Annotated in this window: 17 protein-coding genes and 2 pseudogenes; 8 read left to right on the top strand and 11 right to left on the bottom strand. The window is 69.7% G+C overall.

Annotation, left to right across the window (positions count from 1 at the left end):
* Positions 1–16: 16 nt before the first annotated feature.
* The 8 genes from ACFUO4_RS40610 to ACFUO4_RS40575 form a co-directional block, all read right to left on the bottom strand.
* The gene (locus ACFUO4_RS40610) at positions 17–613 is read right to left on the bottom strand and encodes an ATP/GTP-binding protein (protein ID WP_383494882.1); all 597 of its coding nucleotides are present in this window, start codon (positions 611–613) and stop codon (positions 17–19) included.
* Positions 597–950 carry a DUF742 domain-containing protein gene (locus ACFUO4_RS40605; protein ID WP_383494879.1) on the bottom strand — a complete coding sequence of 118 codons (354 nt, stop codon included), beginning with the start codon at positions 948–950 and terminating at the stop codon, positions 597–599. Before ACFUO4_RS40605 ends, ACFUO4_RS40610 begins: the two co-directional genes overlap by 17 nt.
* On the bottom strand, positions 947–1375 hold the full coding sequence (locus ACFUO4_RS40600) for a roadblock/LC7 domain-containing protein (protein WP_079308908.1): 429 nt from the start codon (positions 1373–1375) through the stop codon (positions 947–949). The genes ACFUO4_RS40605 and ACFUO4_RS40600 overlap by 4 nt, the downstream gene beginning before the upstream one ends.
* On the bottom strand, positions 1372–3747 hold the full coding sequence (locus tag ACFUO4_RS40595) for a nitrate- and nitrite sensing domain-containing protein (protein WP_383494876.1): 2376 nt from the start codon (positions 3745–3747) through the stop codon (positions 1372–1374). The genes ACFUO4_RS40600 and ACFUO4_RS40595 overlap by 4 nt, the downstream gene beginning before the upstream one ends.
* Positions 3748–4151: 404 nt before the next feature.
* Positions 4152–5906 (bottom strand): cellulase family glycosylhydrolase, encoded by a 1755-nt coding sequence (locus ACFUO4_RS40590; protein ID WP_383494873.1) that lies wholly within the window; start codon positions 5904–5906, stop codon positions 4152–4154.
* 115 nt (positions 5907–6021) lie between these two features.
* On the bottom strand, positions 6022–7533 hold the full coding sequence (locus ACFUO4_RS40585) for a glycoside hydrolase family 43 protein (RefSeq protein ID WP_383494869.1): 1512 nt from the start codon (positions 7531–7533) through the stop codon (positions 6022–6024).
* Between the two features lie 51 nt (positions 7534–7584).
* Positions 7585–9726 carry an alpha-galactosidase gene (locus tag ACFUO4_RS40580; protein WP_383494865.1) on the bottom strand — a complete coding sequence of 714 codons (2142 nt, stop codon included), beginning with the start codon at positions 9724–9726 and terminating at the stop codon, positions 7585–7587.
* A gap of 71 nt (positions 9727–9797) precedes the next feature.
* Positions 9798–11783 carry a beta-galactosidase gene (locus ACFUO4_RS40575; protein ID WP_383494862.1) on the bottom strand — a complete coding sequence of 662 codons (1986 nt, stop codon included), beginning with the start codon at positions 11781–11783 and terminating at the stop codon, positions 9798–9800.
* 313 nt (positions 11784–12096) lie between these two features.
* On the opposite strand from ACFUO4_RS40575, the gene ACFUO4_RS40570 reads away from it, so the two are divergent.
* From ACFUO4_RS40570 to ACFUO4_RS40555, 4 genes are all read left to right on the top strand, one after another.
* A complete protein-coding gene (locus tag ACFUO4_RS40570) occupies positions 12097–12447 on the top strand; it encodes a hypothetical protein (RefSeq protein ID WP_383494859.1) in 351 nt (116 codons plus the stop codon).
* Between the two features lie 121 nt (positions 12448–12568).
* Entirely contained in the window at positions 12569–13279 is a 711-nt protein-coding gene (locus ACFUO4_RS40565) for a ThuA domain-containing protein (RefSeq protein WP_383494856.1), read from the top strand.
* Entirely contained in the window at positions 13249–14376 is a 1128-nt protein-coding gene (locus ACFUO4_RS40560) for a Gfo/Idh/MocA family protein (RefSeq protein WP_383494853.1), read from the top strand. The genes ACFUO4_RS40565 and ACFUO4_RS40560 overlap by 31 nt, the downstream gene beginning before the upstream one ends.
* Positions 14377–14947: 571 nt before the next feature.
* On the top strand, positions 14948–15301 hold the full coding sequence (locus tag ACFUO4_RS40555) for a hypothetical protein (protein ID WP_383494850.1): 354 nt from the start codon (positions 14948–14950) through the stop codon (positions 15299–15301).
* A gap of 610 nt (positions 15302–15911) precedes the next feature.
* Here ACFUO4_RS40555 and ACFUO4_RS40550 read toward each other — a convergent pair.
* Complete coding sequence (locus ACFUO4_RS40550) at positions 15912–16199, bottom strand: DUF4190 domain-containing protein (protein WP_059190295.1); 288 nt, start codon at positions 16197–16199, stop codon at positions 15912–15914.
* Between the two features lie 289 nt (positions 16200–16488).
* Between ACFUO4_RS40550 and ACFUO4_RS40545 the strand changes: the two are divergent.
* The 4 genes and pseudogenes from ACFUO4_RS40545 to ACFUO4_RS40530 all read left to right on the top strand — a co-directional run.
* A pseudogene (locus ACFUO4_RS40545) lies at positions 16489–16761 on the top strand (ATP-binding protein); the annotation flags it as partial.
* Between the two features lie 254 nt (positions 16762–17015).
* The gene (locus ACFUO4_RS40540; RefSeq protein ID WP_383494846.1) at positions 17016–18326 is read left to right on the top strand and encodes a cellulose binding domain-containing protein; all 1311 of its coding nucleotides are present in this window, start codon (positions 17016–17018) and stop codon (positions 18324–18326) included.
* A 20-nt stretch (positions 18327–18346) separates the two neighbouring features.
* Positions 18347–19513, top strand: a complete 1167-nt coding sequence (locus tag ACFUO4_RS40535; protein WP_383494843.1) for a cellulose-binding domain-containing protein — start codon at positions 18347–18349, stop codon at positions 19511–19513.
* A 192-nt stretch (positions 19514–19705) separates the two neighbouring features.
* Positions 19706–21202 carry a cellulase family glycosylhydrolase gene (locus ACFUO4_RS40530; RefSeq protein WP_383494840.1) on the top strand — a complete coding sequence of 499 codons (1497 nt, stop codon included), beginning with the start codon at positions 19706–19708 and terminating at the stop codon, positions 21200–21202.
* A 721-nt stretch (positions 21203–21923) separates the two neighbouring features.
* Here ACFUO4_RS40530 and ACFUO4_RS40525 read toward each other — a convergent pair.
* A complete protein-coding gene (locus tag ACFUO4_RS40525; RefSeq protein ID WP_383494837.1) occupies positions 21924–22388 on the bottom strand; it encodes a hypothetical protein in 465 nt (154 codons plus the stop codon).
* 107 nt (positions 22389–22495) lie between these two features.
* Positions 22496–22689 (bottom strand): annotated as a pseudogene (locus ACFUO4_RS40520) (IS110 family transposase); the annotation flags it as partial.
* Positions 22690–22754: the final 65 nt, after the last annotated feature.

Below are 22754 nucleotides of genomic sequence, written 5' to 3'. Positions count from 1 at the left end.
GAGGGACAGGCGGCCGCTAACGCACCATCACCGCCCGCCTGTCGGGGGCTGCCCGAACCCCGATCACCCGGTCCATCAGAGCGCCCAGAACATCCCGCACCGACGCCCGCACCCGCGCGTCGCACTCCAGGACAGGCACATCGCGCCCCAGCCCCAGCGCTTCCCGCACCTCCTCCAGGTCGAATCGCTCGGCCCCGTCGAAGTGGTTCACCGCCAGCACGAACGGCGCCCCCTGAGCCTCGAAGTAGTCCACCGCGGGAAAGCACTCCTCGATCCGCCGGGTGTCCGCGAGGACGACCGTCCCCAGGGCGCCCTCCACCAAGTCGTCCCACAGGAAGGAGAAGCGGTCCTGCCCGGGCGTCCCGAACAGGTACAGCGCGATCGTCGGATCGAGCGTGATCCGCCCGAAGTCCAGGGCCACCGTGGTCGTCGTCTTCGACTCGACGCCGTCCAGCGAATCGACGCCCACGGAGACCTGCGTGATCGCGGCCTCCGTGTCCAGCGGCTCGATCTCCGAGATCGCCCCGATGAACGTGGTCTTGCCGACACCGAGTCCACCGCTCACCACGATCTTCACGGCGAGCGGCACGATCCTGTCAGAGCGCCCGGACATGGTCCCTGATCCTTTCGAGCGTCTGGAGCGGCAGCTCCGCGGGTTGCCGGCAGGTCAGCTGACCCGCCACGACGAGGTCGGACACGAGCACCTTGGCGACACCGAGTGGCACACCGACCCGCGACGCCACCTCCGCGACCGTCGTCGGTCGCTCGCAGACCGCGACGATGTGCCGCCGTTCGAACGTCAGCGTCTCGTCGGGTACGCCGACGGCCACGACCAGCGTCTCCAGCCGAAGGTCGGCCTGCAGCGGCTCGGCCCGGCCGCCGGTGATGATGAACGGCCGGACGAACGTCGCGTCCTCAACCGGTTCTTCCCTGGGCAGTTCACCGTTCACCGCGGCAACGCCTGCCGCAGATCGGCGATGAGCGTGGGCGTGAGCAGATCACCCGCCCGTTCCGCGAGCACCGCCATCTCGTAGCCGACCAGGCCCAGTTCACCGCTGCTGTCGGCGAGCACGCCGAGACAACTGCCGTCCCTGATCGCGGAGACGAGCAGGAAGCCCCGCCCCATCTCGATCATGATGAGCTTGACCCCGTCGAAGCCGTACCGCTTGGACGCGCTGCGCGCGAGGCTGCTCAGCCCCGACACGATCGCCGCGAGATGGTCGGCCTCGGTGCGCCCGAGCCCGTCCGACACGGCGATCAGCAGCCCGTCGGAGGAGACGGCGACCGCGTCCCGTACCCCGTCGGTGCCCCTGACGAAGTTGGCGAGCAGCCAGTTGAAGGTCTGCGAGTCTTTGTGAGCGTCCACCGTGGTCACTTGACGTCACCCTCTCCCTGCTCGGCGGACAGCTGCTCGTCCTGTTGCCGTTCTTCCTGCTTCTGCTTCTGCTTCTCTCGCTTCGCCTTCTCCACGCTGATGCCTCCCCGCATGTGGGCGCTGCGCAGCGTGGAGAGCATCCCGGAGATCTCCTCGGGGCTGCGGTCGGATGCCGGCTCGGCGGGCGCCGGCCGCTTCGGAGTGTCCGTCTCGCTGACGGCGTCCGCGATGGCGCTGCGCTGGGGGCGTTTGACGAGCCCGTTACGGGTGCGGGCGGCGGAGGTGACGCTCCTCGTCACAGCGCTCCTGTCCTCGTTGCTGTTCGCGTTGTTGTTCGTGTTGTTGTTCGCGTCCACGCTCGGCTTCGCCTTCGCCGCCACGGTGACCAGCTCGGCGGCCGGCACCTCCGTCTCCTTTCGCGGTGCGGGCAGCACCGGCTCGTCCTGCGCCTTCTTCTGCGGGGCCTCCGTCAGCAGCGAGGTGGGGATCAGCACCCGGGCGACCACGCCGGCCGCCGGTGCCTCTCCGAGCCGTACCTCGATGCCGCACTTGCGGGCGAGGGCGCCGACCACGAAGTGGCCCAGGAACCGGGTCGGTTCGGCCATGAAGCTGGCGGTGCCGGACAGCCGGACGTTGGCCTCGGCGAGCGCCTGGGCGTCCATGCCGAACCCGTGGTCGACGATCGCGACCAGGTATCCGGCGCTGGTGCGCCGCCCCTCGACCTCCACATCGGAGTCCGGCGGCGAGAAGCTCAGCGCGTTCTCGACCAACTCGGCGAGCAGGTGAGCGACTTCGGCGACCACGGAACCGGTGATGTACGCGGGCTCGATCCGCCGCAGGGTGACCCGGCGGTACTCCTCGACCTCGGAGAGCGCGGCGCGCAGCACATCGGTGAGGGCCAGCGGGGTGCCCCAGGGGCGGGGGCTGGACTCGCCGGCGAGCACCAGCAGGCTCTCCGCGTTGCGGCGCATGCGGGTGGCGAGGTGGTCGAGTTCGAAGAGGTTGGCCAAGGTGGCCGGGTCGGCGTCCTCGTGCTCCAGCTTGTTGATGAAGCTGATCTGGCGGCGTACCAGGTTCTGGTTGCGGCGGCCGAGGCTGACCAGCGAGTCGGTGGCGTTGCGGCGCAGCACGGCCTGCTCGGTGGCGAGGTCGAAGGCGGCACGCTGGACGCGGTCGAACGCCTCGGCCACCTCCCGCACTTCGGAGCCCGTCCGGCCGGGCAGGGTGAGCGGCGCCGGGGGCTGCGGGGTCTCGCCGGAGTCGGCGTTCTGTACGGCGGCGACGGCGCTCGGCAGCCGTTCGCCGGCCATCTCGCGGGCCTGCTGGGCGAGTTCGGCGAGCGGGGTGGAGACGGACCGTACGCAGTCGAGGGCGAGGGCGCCGAGTGCGGCGATGGTGCCGAGGGCGAGCAGGGCGAACAGCAGCAGGTCGCGCTGGGCGGCGCTCTCCAGTTCAGCGGCGCGGTTCTCGACGTCGGTGCCGAGCGAGACCTGCACCTGGCGCATTCCGTTGATGGTGGAGGTCATCGCGTCCCACCATGCCATGGGCGGCACGGTGCGAGCGGTCAGCCGTCCGCCGCCGTGCACGGCGGTGCTCTCGTACGCGAGCATGCGCTCGGCGTCCGGCGTGGTCAGGGCCGCGTCCAGTCGGCGTTCCTGGGCGGCGGTGGCCGAGCGAGGGAAGGCGGCGAGGGCGGCGAGCCGGCCGGCGCGGATCTCCATGAAGCGGCTGTAGTCCTCGCCGCGGAACTTCCCGGCGCGTACCGAGCCGAGCACGATGGCCCGCTCCTCGCCGGTGAACTCCTTGGCGTTGCCCAGGGTCTGCAGCGACTGGTAGGCGTCGCGCAGGGTGGCGTCGTGGACCTCGTCGAGGCCGAGGTCGAGCCGGTCGAGGGCGGTGATGGTGGTGGTGAAGTAGTCGAAGGTGTCCTTCACGACGCCGGTGTGGTTGTCCGCGTGGCCGCGGATGCCGGCCAGTTGATCCAGCCGTCCCAGCGACTCGCGCACGGAACCCGCGCTGTCTCCGTACCCCTTCAGGGCCCTGTCGAGCTCGGCGCGCGCGGCGTCGGTGGCCTTGCGCTGGGCGGGCAGCTTGGCCTTGAACTGCCGGACGCCGCCGACGTATCCGGTGGTCAGACCGCGTTCCTTCTGCAGCTCGTGGACCAGGCCCTGGAGGGTGACCTCCAGCCGTGCGCCGCCCTCGGTGGCGGACGCGTTGCGGTAGGCGGAGACCTGCTCGGCGGCGGCGAGCCCGAGCAGCGCCAGCAGGACCGCGAGGGCCAGGGTCAGGATCCTGAGGAGCCTGATGCGGATACTGGTGTCGGTCTTGGATGTGACACGGGTCTTGGATGCGACGCGTGATGTGACGTCCACAGGATTGCCTTATGGGAGGGGTTGGTCGGGGCAGAGGAAGAAACTGTTCTGCTCCCGGCCAACGAGCCTCACGGGGCGACGGTCACCGGATCATGTTTTTGTTTTACGTCCAGGAAACAGGATCTCCGGGAAACGCCAGGTGGCCGTCGCATCCGGCGTACCTCGTATACGCCACTCTCGGTAGCCGGCTCAGCCCGGGGCCAGAGATCGGAGAACCGGTTCATGGGACCGGAGTTGAGGTAGAAGAGGCAGTTCCAGGGGAGTGGAGGTCCGTCTTGCCGTGGGGTCCACGGTGGGGTCGGCCTCCTGTTGCCGGTGGCCCGACGGCTCGCCCCGGCCGCCGAAGGGCTGGCCGGGCGGGAAGAGGGCCCCGGGTGCTGGGAGACAACCGGGGCCGGGGAGGGTCAGGCGACGGTTCCGGTCACCGAGCCTGCGGTCTTCGTCACGTGGTACGTCACGGTGGCTCCGCTCCAGAAGTGGAAGACGAGCGTCGCCTGCGTGTCGTCGCGCAGTGAGGCGACGAACTTGGAGGTGAGCAGGAGCCCATTGCCCGAATAGTCGGGGGAGAAGGCCTCGTTGAACTCCTGGTAGGGCGTCCAGTTGGTCGGGCCGGCATTGCTGCCGTCTGCGTACGTGGCCTCCATGGTGGCCAGTTGGTCACCGCGGTACTGGGTGGGAATGGTGAGACCGCCGGCGTCACCGGTCGCGTCGGAGAGCACCGGCCTGTCGTACGTGGTCACGTGGATCTTCCAAGGCAGACCCCGGGAGAAGCGAGCCTCGATGGTCGCGTTGACCCCGTAGGCGCGGTCGCCGGCGAGCCGGGTCAGCGCGGTGGCGGTGAGCGTGAGCTGGTTGCCGGAGACGGTGTAGTCCCGGCCCCTGACGAGCTCTTTGCCGCCCTGCCACAGGCCGCGGAAGGTGGTGCCGTTCGGGTTGAGGGTGAGTGTCCTGGCGGTGATGGCAGCCGACTTGGCGAGGAAGACACGGTCCGAGGAGGCGGTGCCCGAGCGGGTGGTCCAGCTCGACTTGATCAAATTGATCAGCTCGGGGTCACGCCATTGCAGCGTGGAGCGGTTCAGGAAGTTGTAGGCATCCCACAGGGCCGTGGTCACCCCGGAGGCGCGGGCCTCGTACCCGAACATCTCGAAGTACTTCAGTGCCTCGCCGCGTTCGACACGCGGCGCGGGCTGGAACTGGTCGGGGTACGACAACAGGCCGTACTCACCCAGGTAGACGGGGATTCCCTTGGAGACGAGGGTGTCACGGAGGCGGGCGAAGTTGTCGGTCAGGTCTTTCTGGGCGGTGGCGTCGAACTGGGTACCGCCGGCGATGTTCACGCTGAACGGGTACCAGCTGTAGTAGTGCACGGTGGCCACGAGGTTGGGATCGTTGAGCGACTTCATCTTGCTCACCAGGGCGTCCAGGAAGACCTGGCCGGAGTTGGTGTGCAGGCTGGGCAGGATGAGCAGGCGGGTCGCGTTGTTGCCGCCGGACTGGCGCACCACGCCGTGGAAGGCGGTGTTCAGTTCGTCGTTGTACTGGATGCCTTGCGCGTCGGTGGTGTTGTTGAACTGCGGCTCGTTGTTGCTCTCGAAGAGCAGCTTCTGCGGGGAGTCCTTGAACGTGGCGGCGATCTGGGTCCAGGAGGCCTTGAAACGGGCCAGGACGCCGTCATGGTCGGTGGGCATGTCGGCGATCCACTGCCACGAGTCGTGATGGACGTTGATCACGACGTAGAGACCGTCGGACAGGGCCCAGTCGACCACCTGCTTGACGCGGGTCATCCATCGCGCGTCGATCGTGTAGGGGGCGGTGGAGGACTGGTGGTCCGTCCACGTCACCGGGATCCGGACGCTGCGGAAGCCCTGGGACTTGATGGTGTCGAACAGGGCCTTGGTGACCGGGGGGTTGCCCCAGGACGTCTCGTCGGGGATGGCGTCCAGGGTGTTGCCGAGGTTCCAGCTGGGTTGCATCGCGGCCACTGTGCCCATCGGACCGGGCGCGATGCTCTTCGTCGCCGCGTACGTGCCCTCGTGGGACGGTACGGCGAACGCGGTGGTGCCGGTCAGTCCGATCGCGGCGACCAGCGCCAGCAGCAGACCCAGCACCCGGCGGGGGCCGACTCTGCGCTGGTCGGAGGGGTGGTGCGTTCCCTTCATCTCTGACCTTCCTGTGTTGGCCGAGCGGGTTCCGCCCGTGGGGGGATGGAGCGGCAGACAGCAAGGGGGGCGTTGGCGGAATTCGAGGTGTGGTGTCTCGGCTCGCCGCGCCGGTTCAGGGGGAGAGCGGCTCGTAGTCGCACCAGTCGAAGTGCACGGTGCCCGCTGCGGCGTACAGGCCGATGACCCGTCCGGTGAAGCCGCCTGCCACCTCGGTGGACAGGTAGCGGCCGTCGAGTGCGCCGAGCGGGAGGAAGGTGCCGTCCTGCTTCTCGACGCCGAACGTGAGGACGTCGGGGCCGGTGCGGGGGCCATTGGAAGGGGCGTCGGAGACGTCGAGGCGCAGAACCACGGGCCCGGGGGGCACGGGATGGGCCGCCACGACGGTGCGGAACGGTCCCACGCGGCTCAGGACGCGTACCTGGCCCTCGGCCGCCTCGATCTCGTAGTGATGCTCCTCGTCCAGACGGACGGCGAGGCCACCGTGCCCTTCGGCGGGGTCGATCCGGGTGCGTACCCGGCAGGACAGGTGCTGCTGACGGCGGCCGGCGAAGACGACGTCCGGCTCGTCCAGTGAGGCGCCGCGGGCCCGCAGGGTCAGCCAGCCGGGCCGTTCCTTGGTGGTGAAGTGCTCGGCGGGACGGTCGCGTACGGAGATCCACTGCGGCCGCAGCTCGCTCAGGTCGAAGTCGTCCCGTACTTGCTCGGCCGGGCCGGGCACGAGCGGCCATGCCGGTGCGGGCAGAACGGACGTCACCTCGCCGACGACGGGCCAGTCGTCCACCCACGACACCGGTGCGAGGAACGTCTCGCGCCCCAGCACGTGCCAGCCGGGCGTGCCACCGCGCGGGCGGACCCCCAGCAGCACCAACCACCAAGTGCCGTCGGGGCCTTGGACCAGGTCGGCGTGCCCGGTGTTCTGGATGGGGTGGTGGGTGCCGCGGTGGGTGAGGACCGGATTGCGCGGGCACGGCTCGAACGGGCCGGTGGGCGTGCGCCCGCGGGCGATCGAGACGGCGTGGCCGCGCTCGGTGCCCCCCTCGGCGATGAGCAGGTACCAGTAGGCGCCGATGTGGTAGAGATGCGGGGCTTCCGGCGCCTGAGCGCCCGGAGTGCCGGCCCACACCTGGTGCGCGGGTCCGGACGTCTCGCCGGTGTACGGGTTGATACGGACCTGCGCGCCTCCGGCGACCGTGCACCAGCAGGTGCCGTCCTCGTCCCAGGCGAGGTCCGGGTCGATGCCTTTCACCTCGGGCAGCCGGATCGGGTCGGACCAGGGCCCGGCCGGGTCGGTGGCGGTGAACAGCATGGTGCCCTCGCCGTCGGCCACGTTGGTGACGATCAGCCAGAAACGTCCGTCGTGGTGGCGCAGGGTGGGGGCGTAGATCCCGCCGGAGGACGGCATGGCGGCCGGCAGGCGCAGTTGGGCCGGCCGGTCCAGGGCGTTGCCGATCTGTGTCCAGTGCATCAGGTCCCGGCTGTGGAAGACGGGGATGCCGGGGAAGTACTCGAAGCTGGAGCAGACGAGATAGTAGTCGTCGCCCACGCGGCAGACGCTGGGGTCCGGGTGGAAGCCGGGGATCACGGGGTTGGTCATGGTGGCGTCCGCCCGCCGTATGTCTGACATGGGGTCAAGTCCCTTTCCTTCAGCGGGTCGTTGTCAGGTGGCACCGGCGGTTCAGGGGGCGTCCGGCGCCGTGGGGGTGAGGCGGAGCAGCACGGCGGACGGAGCTGTGGGCAGCGTCAGCGAGAGGTCGGCGGCATCGGGGTTCCAGGCGGCGACGGCCTGGCTCGCGGTGGGGTAGAGGACGTCGACGTGAGCGGTGGAGCCGCGCAGGTGAGGCAGGGGGAGGGCCATGGTGGGCGCGCCGCCGGGGCGGCGCCACACGGTGAGGTAGGTGGTGTCCGGGGTGCGCAGGGCCAGGGCGAGCCACGTGTCGTCCCAGGCGGGCAGGCCGAGCGGCCAGGCGGGGACGGCCTGGGGCAGGTCGGCACGGATGGCCTTGTACACGGTGACGGCCTCATGAACCAGGGCCCGGGCCTCGGGCCGCAGATCCGGGAGCAGCCCGGAGAGGTGGATGCGGCCCAGGAGTGCGCTCGCCATGGTGAAGGCGACCTCGTCGAGGGAGTCCTCCGGCAGCGGGTAGGCCCAGACGGCGCCCTGCTCGGGGGTGACGGCGGTGGGCGCCGAGGCGGCGATCGGAGCGTACAGCTGGAGGTTTTGCTGGTCGCTGGTGGACTGCAGTTGCAGGCGCGACAGCAGTGCGTAGTCCCAACGCATGCCTCCGGAGGAGCAGTTCTCCAGCACCAGGTGCGGGTAGCGGTCCAGGATGCCGTCGAGCCAGTCCAGTTGGGCGCGGTTGTGGCCGAGCAGCCCGGCGGCCGGGGTCTCGCCGGGGTGGGCGCTGGTGCCGGAGCCCGGGTCGATGTTGTGGTCGAGCTTGAGGTAGCCCACGCCCCACTCGCCGACCAGACGGTCCACGACCTGGTCCAGATGGGCCCGAGCGGCTGGATGACGCAGGTCCAGGTGGTGGCGGCCGGTCTCGGTGACGCGCACGCCGTCGCGGCGGAAGAACGCCTCGTCCGGGAGGGCCTTGGCCATGGGGCTGCGTACGCCGATCACCTCGGGCTCCAGCCACAGGCCGGGCACCATGCCGCGCTCGCGGATGCGGTCCAGCACCTCGTGGATCCCGCGCTCTCCGGGGAACCGGGAGGCGGCCGGCTCCCAGGCGCCGACGCTGTCCCACCAGCCGCCGTTCTCGTCGTCGTACCAGCCGGCGTCGATGACGAAGTACTCCGCGCCCGCTTCGGCCGCCGCGTCGATCAGCGGCAGCAGTTTCTCCGTGGTCGGGTCGCCCATCAGGCAGTTCATGTAGTCGTTGAAGATGACGGGGAGTTGCCGGTGATCGGAGTGCGGGCGGCGGGCTGTGCGGCGGTAACGGGTCAGCGCGGCGAACGCGTCGTCCGGGCCTCCGTCGGCGCTGAGGGCCAGGGCGACGGGTACGGTGTGGAACTCGCCGCCGGGCTGCAGGGGTTGGCGCCAGCCGTGGTGGGTGTCGGTGGGGCCGAACAGGGCCAGGTAGGCGAGCTGGTCGCGTTCGCCGCACTCCCAGTGCCAGCCGCCGCCGTTGTGTTCGATCTGCCACAGCCAGGTGCGGCCCGAGTCGCGGTCGGTGAGGCCGCCCATGGGCAGGCGGCCGCAGCTGGACCACACGCCCCGGCCGGTCTGCGTGAACTCGCCCTTGCCGTTGTCGTAGACGACGACGCGGTCGCTCAGCATCGGTAAGGTCACCCGCATCGGCCGGCGCTGCCAGCGGCACTCGGCGACCCAGTCGTTCTCCGCCCACAGCAGGTCCGCGCCTCCGATGGCCTCCGGGCCGTCCGCGAGGCACCCCACGACCAGGGACGAGACCGATTCCAGGTACAGCGCGGCCTGCCCGCCGTTGCGCAGCACCACCTCGCTGCGCAGCACGGGCACGCCGTCCGGCGAGCGGTAGGTCACCTCCGCGACGAGTCCGGTTTCGGGGTCGACGAGTTCGACGGTCAGTACGTGCGAGTCACCGTCGCGGGAGACGCGGTGCGCGCGGTGGCGCAGCCGTCCGCCGACGTAGGAGTCGATGAGCCGCCCGCCCGACCAGGCGCGGCCGTGCCCCGCGGCCGTGACCTCCAGCAGGGGCAGCGGAGGCCAGTTGCGCCGCTCGGGGGGTGTCCCGCCGGGGAGGCCGATGCGGGTGAGGCGGGCGGTGCCGTCCTCGCCGACGTCGATCTCGACCTCCAGGGCGGCGTGGCCCCATCGGAGGGTCTGCGGTGCGCTGGTCATGGTGGCCTTTCGGTGGGGGAGAGTCGTGTGGGTCGGGCCCCAGCGGTGAGGAGGGAGGCAATGGGCGGGGGTCAGGTGATACGGAGCACCGCGCAGCCGCCGGGCGGCAGTTCGGACACTGTGATGCCGGTGAGCACGTCGTGGGCGGGCTCGGGCAGGGGCACGGGTTCGGGGCGGTGGTTGATCAGGACGTGCCAGCTACGGCCGTCCGGAGCGCGTCGGACGACGGCCTCGACCTGAGCCGGCAGGCCCGGCACCTCGGGACCCACCCTCGCCTCGTCGAGCAGCCGGGCGACCAGGGCGGCGTAACCGGCGTCGTCCAGGCGGGTCGAGAGGTACCAGCCCGTTCCGGTGCCGAAGTGGTGGCGGGTCAGCGCCGGGTCACCGGCGAGCATGCCCTCGGCGTAGGCGGCGAGCGTGTCCGCACCTTCGGCGCGTAGTGACTCGCTCCAGACGGTGCCGTGCGATCCGTCCGACAGGGCGATCCGCTCGTCCCGCCGCAGTGGCCGGTACTCCTCGACACGGATGCCCAATGCCTCGCGCAGCGGCGCGGCGGGGTAGCCGCCGAGGCGGGCGTGCAGCTGCTCGTCGACATATCCGCTCGCGTGCTGGACGAGGAGCGTCCCGCCGTCGGCGACGTAACGGCGCAGGTTCTCGGCCGCCGTGTCGGACAGGAGGAACAGAGCCGGCGCGATGACGAGCGGGAAGCGGCTCAAGTCGTGCTCGGGGTGCGCGAAGTCGACGGTGACGCCGGCGTCCCACAGCGCCCGGTGCGCCCGACCAAGTGCGGCGTGGTAGTCGAGGTCTGCCGAGGGCAGGCCGTCCACGCCGAGCGCCCACCAGGCGTCCGCGTCGTGCAGGACCGCCACCGAAGCGGTGACCGTCGATCCCGCCAGCTCGCCGAGCCGGGCGACCGCCTCGCCGACGTGCGCGACCTCACGGAAGATGCGGCTGTCCGGCCCCGCGTGCGGGACTATCGCCGAGTGCCACGTCTCGGCGCCGAAGCGGGACTGCCGCCACTGGAAGAACAAGGCTCCTTCCGAACCGCGCGCGATGTGACCGAGGGTGTGGCGCAGGATGTCCCCGGGCTCTTTGGAGAGGACCCGGTCGCGGTCGTAGACGGTGCTGGTGCCCTGTTCCATCAGCAGCCAGGGCCGGCCGCCGCCCAGGGAGCGGGCGCGGTCGGCGTGGAAGGCGACGTCGGCGGCTGCGTCCAGACCGGGGGCGCTCGGATACTGGTCGGACGTGACGACGTCCAGTTCGCGGGCCAGGGCCCACAGGTCGACGTTCTGGTAGGCGGGGAGCATCAGGTTGGTCGTCACCGGGCGGTCGCTGTGCGCGCGGATCGCGTCGCGTTGTTCGCGGTAGGCGGCGATGATCTCGTCGGACCAGAAGCGGCGGAAGTCCAGTGTCTGACCGGGGTTCCTGTGCCACTGCGTCGCGCGCGGCGGCAGCACTTGCTCCCAGGAGGTGTAGCGCTGGCTCCAGAAGGCTGTTCCCCACGCTTCGTTGAGGGCGTCCAGCGAGCCGTGGCGCGCGCGCAGCCACCCCCGGAAGGCGACGGCGGTGTGGTCGCAGTAGCAGAGCGTGCCGTACTCGTTGTGGACGTGCCACAGGGCGATGGCGGGGTGCTCTGCGTAGCGTTCGGCCAGGGCGGAGGCGATCCGGCGGGCCGCGCCGCGGTAGGCGGGCGCTGTGAGGCAGTAGGTGTCGCGGCTGCCGTGGGTGAGGCGGGTGCCGTCCGGGGTGACCGGAAGCGCGTCGGGGTGGGCCAGGGTGAACCAGGGCGGCGGAGACGCGGTCGGGGTGGCGAGGTCGACGGCCACGCCGTTGGCATGCAGGCGGTCTAGTTGGGCGTCGAGCCAGGCGAAGTCGTAGCGGCCCTCGTCCGGTTCCAGCAGGGCCCAGGAGAAGACGCCGACGGTGGCCAGGTTGACCCTGGCCCGGCGCATCAGCGCGTCGTCCTCCTTCCAGACCGGTTCGTCCCACTGCTCGGGGTTGTAGTCACCGCCGAAGGCGAGGCCGCCCAGGCGGTCGGTCAGGCTGCGCGTGGTCATGACTGGTCCTCGGGAAGAAGGGACTCGGCACGTGCTGGGCTACTGCTCCGGCCCTCCTGACGGTGGTGAGGGAGCGGTTCCGCTCCGGCAGCGGGGCGTGAGCGGGCGGAGCCGCTCCCGGTCGCGGGTCGAGGGTGCAGACGGTCGGCCGGTTCACTTCCTGATCGCTCCCGAGAGCACACCGGTGCGGAAGTGCTTCTGTCCGAACGGGCGGATGATCAGCAGCGGTACGGGCGTCAGGAGATCACCGTCACTCAAGGCGGAGGCCCTTCCTTCTCGATCGTCGAAGCGCTTCACCTGGCCGGGAACGTTAATGACACGTCTCTTGCGAGACAAGAGGAGCTGCATCAAGAAAATCTCTTTGGCTCAGGCTGTTGACAGTCCGTCGCGGCAATGCGAGCGTCGAAGCGCTTCGATAGCCGCAATCAGCCTGCCTCAGCGTCTTCCTCGTGGGTTCTTCGTCCTGCCCGCCGCCCGGAATCCGTTCCGCGGCCCGGTGCAGCCGATCGACGGGCGCGCCGGCGACCTGCTCGGGCGGCTCACGCGCGACGAGCGGATGGCACTGCTGCACCAGTACGCATCGGCCGTCGAACGCCTCGGTATGGCCTCGTTGTGCTCGGGCACGGCGGTGGTGCACGACGTCTGGTGCGGAGGGTGGAGTTGAAAGACCTTCGTGTAATTCGGTGGCTCTTCCCTGTGGGCAAGCGCCTGACGCATAGTGGGTGCGCCGATCTTCAACCTCAAGTCTCAAGACTGCGGCTTGAGAAGACACGAGTAGGCACGAGATGACGCGGAAGAAGGCCCTGGTCGTCAGAGGCGGTTGGGAGGGGCACCAGCCGGTTCGGGCCACAGAGCTGTTCCTGCCCTTCCTGCGCGGCAACGGATACGACGTCCGGGTCGAGGAGTCGACCGACGTATACGCCGACGCCGCCGAGATGGCCCGCACCGATCTCGTCGTGCAGTGCGTCACGATGTCGGAGATCAGCGGTGAGCAGCTCGAGGGACTGAGCGCGGCGGTGGAAACCGGCACGGGCCTCACCGGCTGGCACGGCGGCATCGCCGACTCGTTCCGCGCCTCGTCCGACTATCTCCACCTGGTGGGAGGGCAGTTCGCGACTCACCCGGGCAAGGAGCCCTGTCAACGCCGGGGCGTTCAGGAGGACAACTACCTGCCGCACAGGATCGACATCACGGACCTCGGTCGCGAGCACCCCGTCACCGCGGGCGTCGAGGACTTCGAGCTGCACACCGAGCAGTACTGGGTGCTCCACGACGACCTGATCGACGTCCTGGCCACCACCACCCATCCCGCCCGACCGTGGCAGCCCTGGCACCGGCCGGTGACCTCGCCTGCGGTCTGGACCCGGCGGTGGGGTGCCGGGCGGGTCCTGGTCACGACACCGGGACACAGCCTCGACGTTCTGGAGAACCCGAACGTCCGCACCATCATCGAAAGGGGCATGTTGTGGGCGACGCGCACCGCGTCGGCGTCGTAGGTCTCGGCGTCATCTCCCGCGCGTACCTGGACACGCTCGTCGGCCATCCCGCCGTACGCGTCACCGCGGTCGCCGATCTCGACGCCTCCCGGTCGACGGCGGTCGCCGCCGAACTGCCCGGTGCGCGGGCCATGTCCGTCGAGGAGTTGCTGACCAGTTCGGATGTGGACACGGTGCTGAACCTCACCGTCCCCGCGGCCCACTCCGAGATAGCCCTCGGCGCGATCGGCCATGGGAAGCACGTCTACGGGGAGAAGCCGCTGGCCGCCGACCTGCCTGCCGCTCGCGCCGTGCTGGAGGCGGCAGCGCAGGCCGGTGTGGGTGTGGGATGCGCTCCGGACACCGTACTGGGCACCGGTATCCAGACGGCGCGCGCGGCGGTGTCGGCGGGAAGCATTGGGCGTCCCCAGTTCGCCTCCGCCGTGATGGTCACAGCGGGGCACGAGCGCTGGCACCCTCACCCCGACTTCTACTACTCCGCCGGGGGTGGCCCGCTGCTGGACATGGGGCCGTACTACCTCACGTCCCTGATCCACCTCCTGGGCCCGGTACGGGCCGTGATCGGGGCCACGAGCCGGTTGCGGAGCGAGCGCGTCATCGGTTCCGGCCCGCGCGCGGGCGAGCGGATACCGGTGGAGGTCGACAGCCATGTCGCGGGCGTGCTCGAGCATGTGAACGGGACTCTGACGACGATCACGACGAGCTTCGACGGGGTGGCCGCCACAGCCGTGCCGATCGAGGTGCACGGCGACGCGGGAACCCTGGCGGTCCCGGATCCGAACCACTTCGACGGTGAGGTACGCCTCTTCGAACTCGGCGGCACCCAGTGGCAGCCGCTCCTCGCGTCCGCGGGCTACGTGGACGGTGCACGCGGCCTCGGTCTGCTCGATTTCGTGACCGCGGGCCGGCTGCGGGCACCCCGCGCGAGCGGTGACCTCGCCCTGCACGTGCTGGAGACGATGAGCGCCCTCCTGCGTTCGTCGGCCGAGGGACGGCGGATCGAGCTGACCACCTCGGCGGAGCCGCCCGCCGTCGTTCCGCTGACGGCCGCCGCGCAGTGGAGGGGCTACGACGCCCGCTGGACCGCACAGCGCTGAGCGCCGGCACCGATAAGTCCCACTGAGCGGGTGTCAGTCCAGGCCCGCTGCCCATCGCGCGGGGGAATGAGACGCCGCTCAGCCGCAGACAGGCTCGAAAGCCACATGATCGAGTCGCTTCTACCCCGGTGACGGCAAGCCGGGTAGCCAGTGGGCGGATCACCCGAAGTTGGTCAACGGGGGTCGAGTGCCCGCTGCGCCGTGTAGGCGCCACGCACCTGCAGCATCACCCGCGCAAACCAGCTGAAACTCACCTACGGTGCCGCGACCGCTCGGCTGCTGCACACGCTCGGCGTCATCACCTCGCTGTACGACCAGGTGTGGGGCCCTGCCGCCCAGAACCTGGTCGGCGGCGTCGTCTACTCCGGCAAGTCCTGACCCGACAAGGCCCGCCCAACAGGGTGTGCTGCGGTGGTCGGCGGGCGGTCACGGACCTCGTGGCCGCCCGTACGACCGGTGTGTCCGCGACGCCGCAGCGACACCGAGGAGTCCTTGCGGAGCGGCGCGTGCAGGACCCTTGCTGCGCGGTCCGATCCTGTGGCTGACTGGCGGCGACTGCGAGGGGGAGCGGATGGGCGAGTGGGTAGTGATCGCGGAGTACTACAGCGACGTGCACCGGACCGAGTTCATCCGCCGCGACCTGGAGACGAAGGAGCAGGCACTGACCGCACTTCGCGCCGCCTTGCACACGTATGTACCGAGCAAGAACATCATCGAGAAGCGGCGCCAGGTGTACCGCTTCGCCGACCACGAGACCTACCGGGTCGTGATCAGGGGCAAGCTGTCGGAGTGGGACTGCACCCTGCGCGTCGCGCAGCTGGTCGCGGACTCGGCCGACCCGGCCGTGGCCCGGCGGGCGCAACGGCAGGACGCCGCGGCAGAGGTGGCTGACGAGCCGCAGGACCGGATCCCGCCCGGCTACTGAGCGCCGACAGCACTCTGCGTCCGGCCACCGGAAGGCCCTGGAACTCGCCGAGTGCGGGACCCTGTGCCGCTGGATCCGCGACAACGAACGGAGCCCGGGACGGTAGCGAGAACCGCTCGGCACGGTGCGGCCTCGTCGTACGCCCGGTCTGTGCCACGGTTCCCTCGCTGGTGGGGATCAGCGCCACAGGCGGGCTATTGCGCCTTCAACCCGAACGGATGCCAAATCCAACGGCATTGGGTCGTCGCTGTTTCTTCTCCCCGAACATTCGCCACGGCACAACAGGTCCGTCGTGATCCGCATGTCCCCTGTCGGGACTGCCTCGAACAGGCGGCGGAAGTACCTCCTTGGATTTCCTGGCGCACGTACGCCTGGCGAAAACGGCGGGGGCCGCGACCTCGCCCATCAAGGCGGGTAACGGCCCCCTGTGTGGCGCGGAATTCGGCGGTCCTATGCGTCCGCCAATGGCATCGAGGCGTTCTGCGTGCGGCATATTGCAGCCTGTTTGGCACACACGCCCCGGCACGCCCACCGGCCTCGTTCCGGCTCGACGCCGCCACTTGGTCGACCGGCACCACCTCCGGTCCGGCGGACCCGTGAGGTCGGAGCGTCAGCCGCCGACGTACCAGCCGAATCCCCCGTTGTTGGCGGCCACGATCAGGAGCACCAGCCACAGAACCACGTCGACGATACCGAGGATGATTCCGGCCTTTGCCATTCCCGCGCCCGTCTTGACCGCAGCCTGGCGGCGGGCGACAGCTCCGAAAATGATGGCCAAGGGACCCAGAATGATGTTCAGGATGAACAGGCCGACGATACCGCAGCACAGACTCGCGATCGCCAGACCATTGGTGCGCGAACTCGAGGACGCGGCAGAAGATCCGCCGTAACTCGCCATTGGACACTCCCAGTTGTCGCTTGCGCGGACCGGATGGACCGCTCGGCTTCTCACTGTTGGCTTCTGTGTCCGATTTCCCCGTCACGACCATCCCATGTCCACAATTCATCGACGGCGCCCGGTGCTTGGCGGGTCCGGGCAGAAGGGATCGTCGATGACGCCGAGCGACGAACGTGACGGCACCGCAGTATCCGGAAGCGCTCGCCGAGGAGGATCAGTCGTTGTCGGTCTATGACGAGCTGACCGGAGGCCGCCCCTTCACAACCCACCCGAGGGTGAGGGAAACGTCTTGAGCGAGCCGGTTAGCACCCACATCCGCACCACGGCCGGCAAGCTCGGCCTGCCCACCTGACCGAGACCGTCAACGAGTAGCTCCGGCGGGCTGACGAAGGAAAGATGGCCACCCCGACTTCTCGACCTGGTGCTGTCCGAGGAACTCGCCGTCCGCGACGACCGTCGCCTCCGCCAGGGTCTGCGGCTCTCCCGGCTCCCACACGACAAGACACTCGACGAGTACGACTTCGCCTTCCAGCCGGACCTGGAGCCTCGCGAGGTCAAAGACTCCCGGCAGAAGCGGAACCTCCGCTGACTCCGCTCCCGTCGGGCCCGGGTACGTCCCCGCCCCGCCCCGGACACGGTGAAAACTCCGACGTATACGCGACCCCTTGTCAGGGTCATGGCCCTCTTCTACAGTCCCGGATACAAGGTGTGGGAGCGCTCCCACAGTGAAGGCGCTCCAGCGCTCGCTCCCCTCACCCTCAGAGAGGTCCCGCACGAACGACACGGCGCCCCGTCACGAAGAAGGCGGATCCCCCCATGCAGCTTCCCTCGGCCCCCCGCTCGCCCGCCCGAAGGCGTATCGCCACGTTGCTCGCGGCGCTCTGCTGCGCCGCGATGCCCGTCGTGGCCGCGGCCGCCCAGCCGCCCGCCGCGAGCGCCGCCGCCACTGAGGTCCTGGGCAACGCGACCCACTTCGACGGGCTCGGGAGCCCTTACGGCGGCTGCGGTCTGCCGCAGCGCGAACTGGACAGCCAGGACTTCGTGGCCCTCAACGTGTTCAACACGCCCGGCGACTACTCGGGCGCCTACCCCCGCCCGGTGCCGGACTCGCGCGCATCGATCAAGGGCGCCTTCGACAACGGCCGCAACTGCGGCCGCTGGGTCAAGGTCACCATCGGGGACTACTGCACCGGCACCAACGACGGCGCGCAGGGCCAGCCCTTCTGCCGCAACGGCTCCTGGGCGGCCGACCAGTACAACGGGGCCACGCTGACCATGCTTGTCGCAGACAGCTGCGCCGATTCCAACGCCTGGTGCCGGGACGACCCCAACCACCTCGACCTGGCGACCGACTCCCTCAACCGCTTCCGGATCGGCGGCACCCCGGTGGGGACGATGTACCCGGGCCGCTGGAACAACCGTCATGTCTCCTGGAGTTTCGTCCCGGCCCCGGACTACAGCGGCGACATCCGTATCGGCTTCCTCAAGGGGGCCCAGCGGTACTGGCCCGCCATCGCCGTCTCCCATCTGCCCAACGGCGTCCACGGCATCCAGTACCTGGCGAACGGCACCTGGACCGACGCCGTCATGAACAGCGACATGGGGCAGTCCTACGTCATCGGCGCGACGGCCTCCGGCGGAAGCGACTTCACCATACGGATCCGCGATGCCGCCGACGCCTGGCTGGGCGGCGGCCGTACGTACTCCTTCTCGCTGCCGTCGGGCTGCGCGGGAGGCTGCGCGCAGGACTACACCGCCGTCCCCTACGCCACTGACACCTCTGGCGGGACACCGCCTCCCACTCCCGCGCCGAGCCCCTCCGGCGACACCGCCTGCACGGCGCAGTGGAAGCTGACCGGCTCATGGCAGGGCGGGTACCAGGCCGACGTGACGGTCACCAACACCGGGTCCCGGGCGGTCACCGGCTGGTCGGTACACCACACCCTGCCGGGCGGTGTGACCGTGGCGAACCGCTGGAACGCGGTGGTGGATCCGTCCCGCCCCGCCACCACCGTGCACAACGCCTCCTACAACGGCTCCCTGGCCCCGGGCGCATCGACGACCTGGGGGATGACGCTCAACGGCGACGACCGAGACCTCGGCACCCTCCTGTGCACCGCGTCCTGACTCCCGTCGAGAGAGTGATCATGGCCATGACTTCATTACGCGTGCGCCGCCACCAGCTGCCGCTGTGGGCATTGGTGCTGACCGTGGTGGCGGTTGCCCTTCCCGTGCTGGCGACGTCGCGCGCACAGGGCGCGGTGACGGGCTGCACGGTCACGTACACCATCAACGAGTGGTCCGGCGGCTTCACCGCTCAGATCCGCGTCACGAATCTCGGCGCCGCCCTGAACGGCTGGCGGCTGGAATGGACCTACGGCGGCGACCAGCAGGTCACGTCCGCCTGGAACGCGCAGGTCACCCAGTCGGGCAACGCGGTGACCGCCGTGAACGCCGCACACAACGCCGAGCTCGCCACCGGCGGGATCGTGGACTTCGGCCTGCAGGGCACCTGGCGCACCACCGACCCCGCCCCCACCGCCTTCGCCCTCAACGGCGCTGCGTGCGGCGGAACCGCGACTCCCACGCCGACACCGACACCGACGGTCACAGCGCCGGCCGAATGCGCCGGGGCCGGGGCGGCCATCTGCTCCGACTTCGAGGACCAGAGCGGCACCGTGCCCTCGGGCGCCTGGCACACCACGGCACCCGACTGCCAGGGAACGGGGAAGGTCAGCGTCGACACGTCCGTCGCCTACAGCGGCACCAGGTCGCTGCGCGTCGACGGCGGCGCAGGCTACTGCAACCACGTCTTCGCAGCCTCCACCCGCGACCTGTCCTCCGTCGGGCCCGTGGTGTACGTGCGGATGCGGGTCCGGCACACGACCGCCCTGCCCCTCGACCACGTCACCTTCGTGTCCATGCCGGACGCCTCACAGGGCGGCAAGGCGCTGCGCGTCGGCGGGCAGAACGGCGCGCTGCAGTGGAACCGCGAGAGCGACGACGCGACGCTTCCGGAACAGAGCCCGGCGGGTGTCGCTCTCAGCACCCCGCTGGCGACCGGCCGGTGGCTGTGCCTGCGGTACCAGATCGACACCACCACCCAGTCCATGCGCACCTGGGTCGACGACCAGGAGATCGCCGGACTGCAGGTGGACGGGGTGCCGACCCAGAACGTCGACGGACAGTGGCTCGCCCGCCGGACCCCTCCCCGCCCCACCGGCCTGCGCCTGGGCTGGGAGAGCTACGGCACCGGGGACGACACTCTCTGGTTCGACGACGTGGCCCTGGGCTCCTCACCGATCGGCTGCTGACGCCCGCATGCAACGTGCCGGGACGACAGGACCTGAGCGCGCGACAGTTGTCGATTCCTCGATCCGTACGGCGCGCAGCACCCGCCGGGTGGACCGGTCAACCGCCGGCCCTCGGCCTGGGCCCCTGGCTCACCCGTCCGTCAATCAGATGGGTATCGAGCTCATCGATCCCTTATGCAACAAGGAGATCAGGTGAAACGTCGTCACACCTTGATAGCCGCCGGCGCCGCCGGTGCACTGATCCTGGGCGGCCTTGCCCTCGCCGCCCTGCCCGCATCGGCAGCCGCCACCGGCTGCTCGGTCACGTACAAGGTGCAGAGCGAATGGCCGGGAGGGTTCACCGCGGACCTGGCCATCACCAATCTCGGCTCCCCCGTGCGAGGGTGGACCGCGACCTTCGACTTCCCGAACTCCGACCAGAAGGTCACCAACGGCTGGAGTGCCACCTGGACACAGTCCGGAACCCACGTGTCCGCCACCAACCTCGACTGGAACGGGACGCTGGACACGGGCGGGTCGGCATCCATCGGGTTCAACGGCGCGTGGAAGGGTGCCAATCCGCAACCCGCGTCGGTTGCGCTCAACGGCGTGACCTGCACCGGCTCGGTGACATCCCCGACCCCCAGCCCCACCACCACTCCGACCGCCAGTCCCAGCGGACCCGCCCCGGAGCTGAAGGTTTCCGGCAACAAGATCGTCACCGCGAGCGGCAAGCCGTACCGGCTGCTGGGCGTGGACCGCTCCAGCGGTGAATACGCCTGTGTTCAGGGCAAGGGACTGTGGGACGGCGGCCCGGTCGACCAGGCTTCCGTCGACGCGATGAAGACCTGGAACATCCACGCCGTACGTGTGCCGTTGAACGAGGAATGCTGGCTCGGCCTCAACGGCTCGCCCAAGGGGGCCGCTTACCAGCAGGGCGTCAAGGATTACGTCAACCTGCTGGTCGCCAATGGCATCACCCCGATCCTCGACCTGCACTGGACGCGGGGCGCCTATACCAACGGGCCGGACTGGCACTGCAAGGACGCCACCGCGACCTGCCAGAAACCCATGCCGGACGCGCAGTACGCCCCTCAGTTCTGGACCGGTGTCGCAGGCGCCTTCAAGGGCAATGACGCCGTCGTCCTCGATCTGTTCAACGAGCCGTACCCGGAGATCGCCGCCGACTGGGACAAGACCGTCGGCTGGCAGTGCTGGCGCGACGGCGGCACCTGCACGGGCCTGCCGTACGAGACGGCCGGCATGCAGGACCTGGTCGACGCGGTCCGGGCCACCGGCGCGACCAACGTCCTCATGCTGGGTGGCCTTGAGTGGGCCAACGACATGCGCGAGTGGCTGACGCACATGCCGAACGACCCGCTGAACAACGTCGCCGCGTCCTGGCATTCGTACAGCTTCAACGCCTGTGCGACAGTGTCCTGCTGGGACAGCCAGGTCGCACCGCTCGCACAACAAGTTCCGGTCGTCATCGGTGAGTTCGGCCAGGACAACTGCGGCTTCGACTACATGCAGCAGTTGGTGGACTGGGCCGACGCGCGCAACATGAGTTATCTCGCGTGGACCTGGAACCCCTGGGGCTGCAGCAGTGGTGGCGTGCTCATCAAGGACTGGGCGGGCACCCCGGAACCCGGCGTCGGAGAGGGCCTGAAGGCCCACCTGATCAGCCAAGACCCCTACTCGACCCCATAACCGAGTGCCCAGGTTCCCACCCGGGTCGTCGACGACGAACCGGCCGGTGCGGAAATCCTGCTGGTCCCTTCCCAGCCCACCGACACCACCAGGTCTCACTCCGCGCGGACGAGCCTGAACACATCGGCGCTGACGGAATGACCCTCCGACCGCGATGCCTGGAGGGCCCACGTCGAAGACGAAGAATCCCCCGGCGCGGCCGGGGCGGAGGATCGGTGACGTGGTACCGGAAGTACCGGAAGACGCCGACCGCCGCCCCGGCCAGTCCGGTCGACCAGCACCATCAGGAGCCCGACCTCGGCCACGGCCAGGGTCTGCGACCTTGACGCGACGCGCGGCCCGCGGGGAGGGACGGTCGACTCCGGTGCGCTCGGTGCGGTGCACTCGATGTACCCCCTCGACCATGTGTGCCGTCGGACTCCATCCAGCCCAGCTCGCCGTCGACGTCCTCGCGGTGCTGGCGCGGTACACACAGGCGGCCTTCGCGGGCGTGGAAGTGGCGGGCGGCGGCCATGTTCCGTCGGGATCACCGAATGGGCATGTCGGGGATAGGAGTGGTGAAGGTCACGGACGCCGTCAGTGGTCGGCTGCCGGCAAGGGCCTGCGTGGTCGGTGCTGTCGGTGAACTACCAGCACATCCTCATGGCGCTCGTGGACGGGGCCTGGCTCCACTGAATTCCGCTGACCTGCCAGGGCAGGCAGCTCGGCGTTGATTCTGTACTCAAGCCTCGTCAGCCTGCTGATCTGGGTGAGCGCTGCCGAGGTCGACTGACTTGACGGTGATCTGAGCGAGGGCGTCCTGGAGTCGGCGGACGGCGTCCTCCGCCTCTGCATATTCTTCAGGACGCGGCAGAACAGTGCCGAACGTGCCGCCACCCTCAGACGGCAGGGCTCGCCAGCGCAGGACCGGTTCGAGCGCGTTGAGGGCGCCGGAGAGAAACCAGGCGAGACGGCCGTGCGTGCGAGCGAGCGATATGGCCAGGATGGCGAGGGTTTCTCGCAGGTGTTCGAGCCGCTTGATCGTCGGCAAGGCCTCCTGTGCGTCCAGCGGACCGACAACGTCGCGCAAGCGGGCCTCGGTGTCCAGGGCGAGTGTGCGGTCGCTCGCGGTGAGCTTCCACACCTGGCTCTGAATCTGCTGTTCGGCCTCTTCAGCCAGCACGGCGACGATTCTCCGCATGTCCATGAGGGCCACTCTAATGAACGGTAGCGGCCGCCCGGAGCGACTGTGATCTGCCGACCTGGGCCAACGCGGCGGCGAGGGTGCTGAGGGGGGTGGCCCTATGCCTTTCGTCAAGCGAGGCGTGGGGTTCTGGGTTCGTAGATAGTGCCGTCGCGGAGCATCGCGCACAGCACGTTGATCCGCTGACGGGCCAGGGGAGAAGTGCCTGTGTGTGGGCCTTTCCGCGGGCCCGGCGTCGATCGTAGTAGGTGCGGGAGGCGGGTTCGCGCAGGGCGGCGAACGCGGGCAGGAACATCGCGCGTCGTCTTGCCTACGTCAGGCTGAGGAAGACGCCTGTCTCGCCATCCTCCCGGACGGATGTCGTGCCTG

Source organism: Streptomyces sp. NPDC057280 (assembly GCF_042668605.1).
Lineage (GTDB): Bacteria > Actinomycetota > Actinomycetes > Streptomycetales > Streptomycetaceae > Streptomyces.
This window is presented reverse-complemented; position numbering and strand designations above follow the sequence as displayed.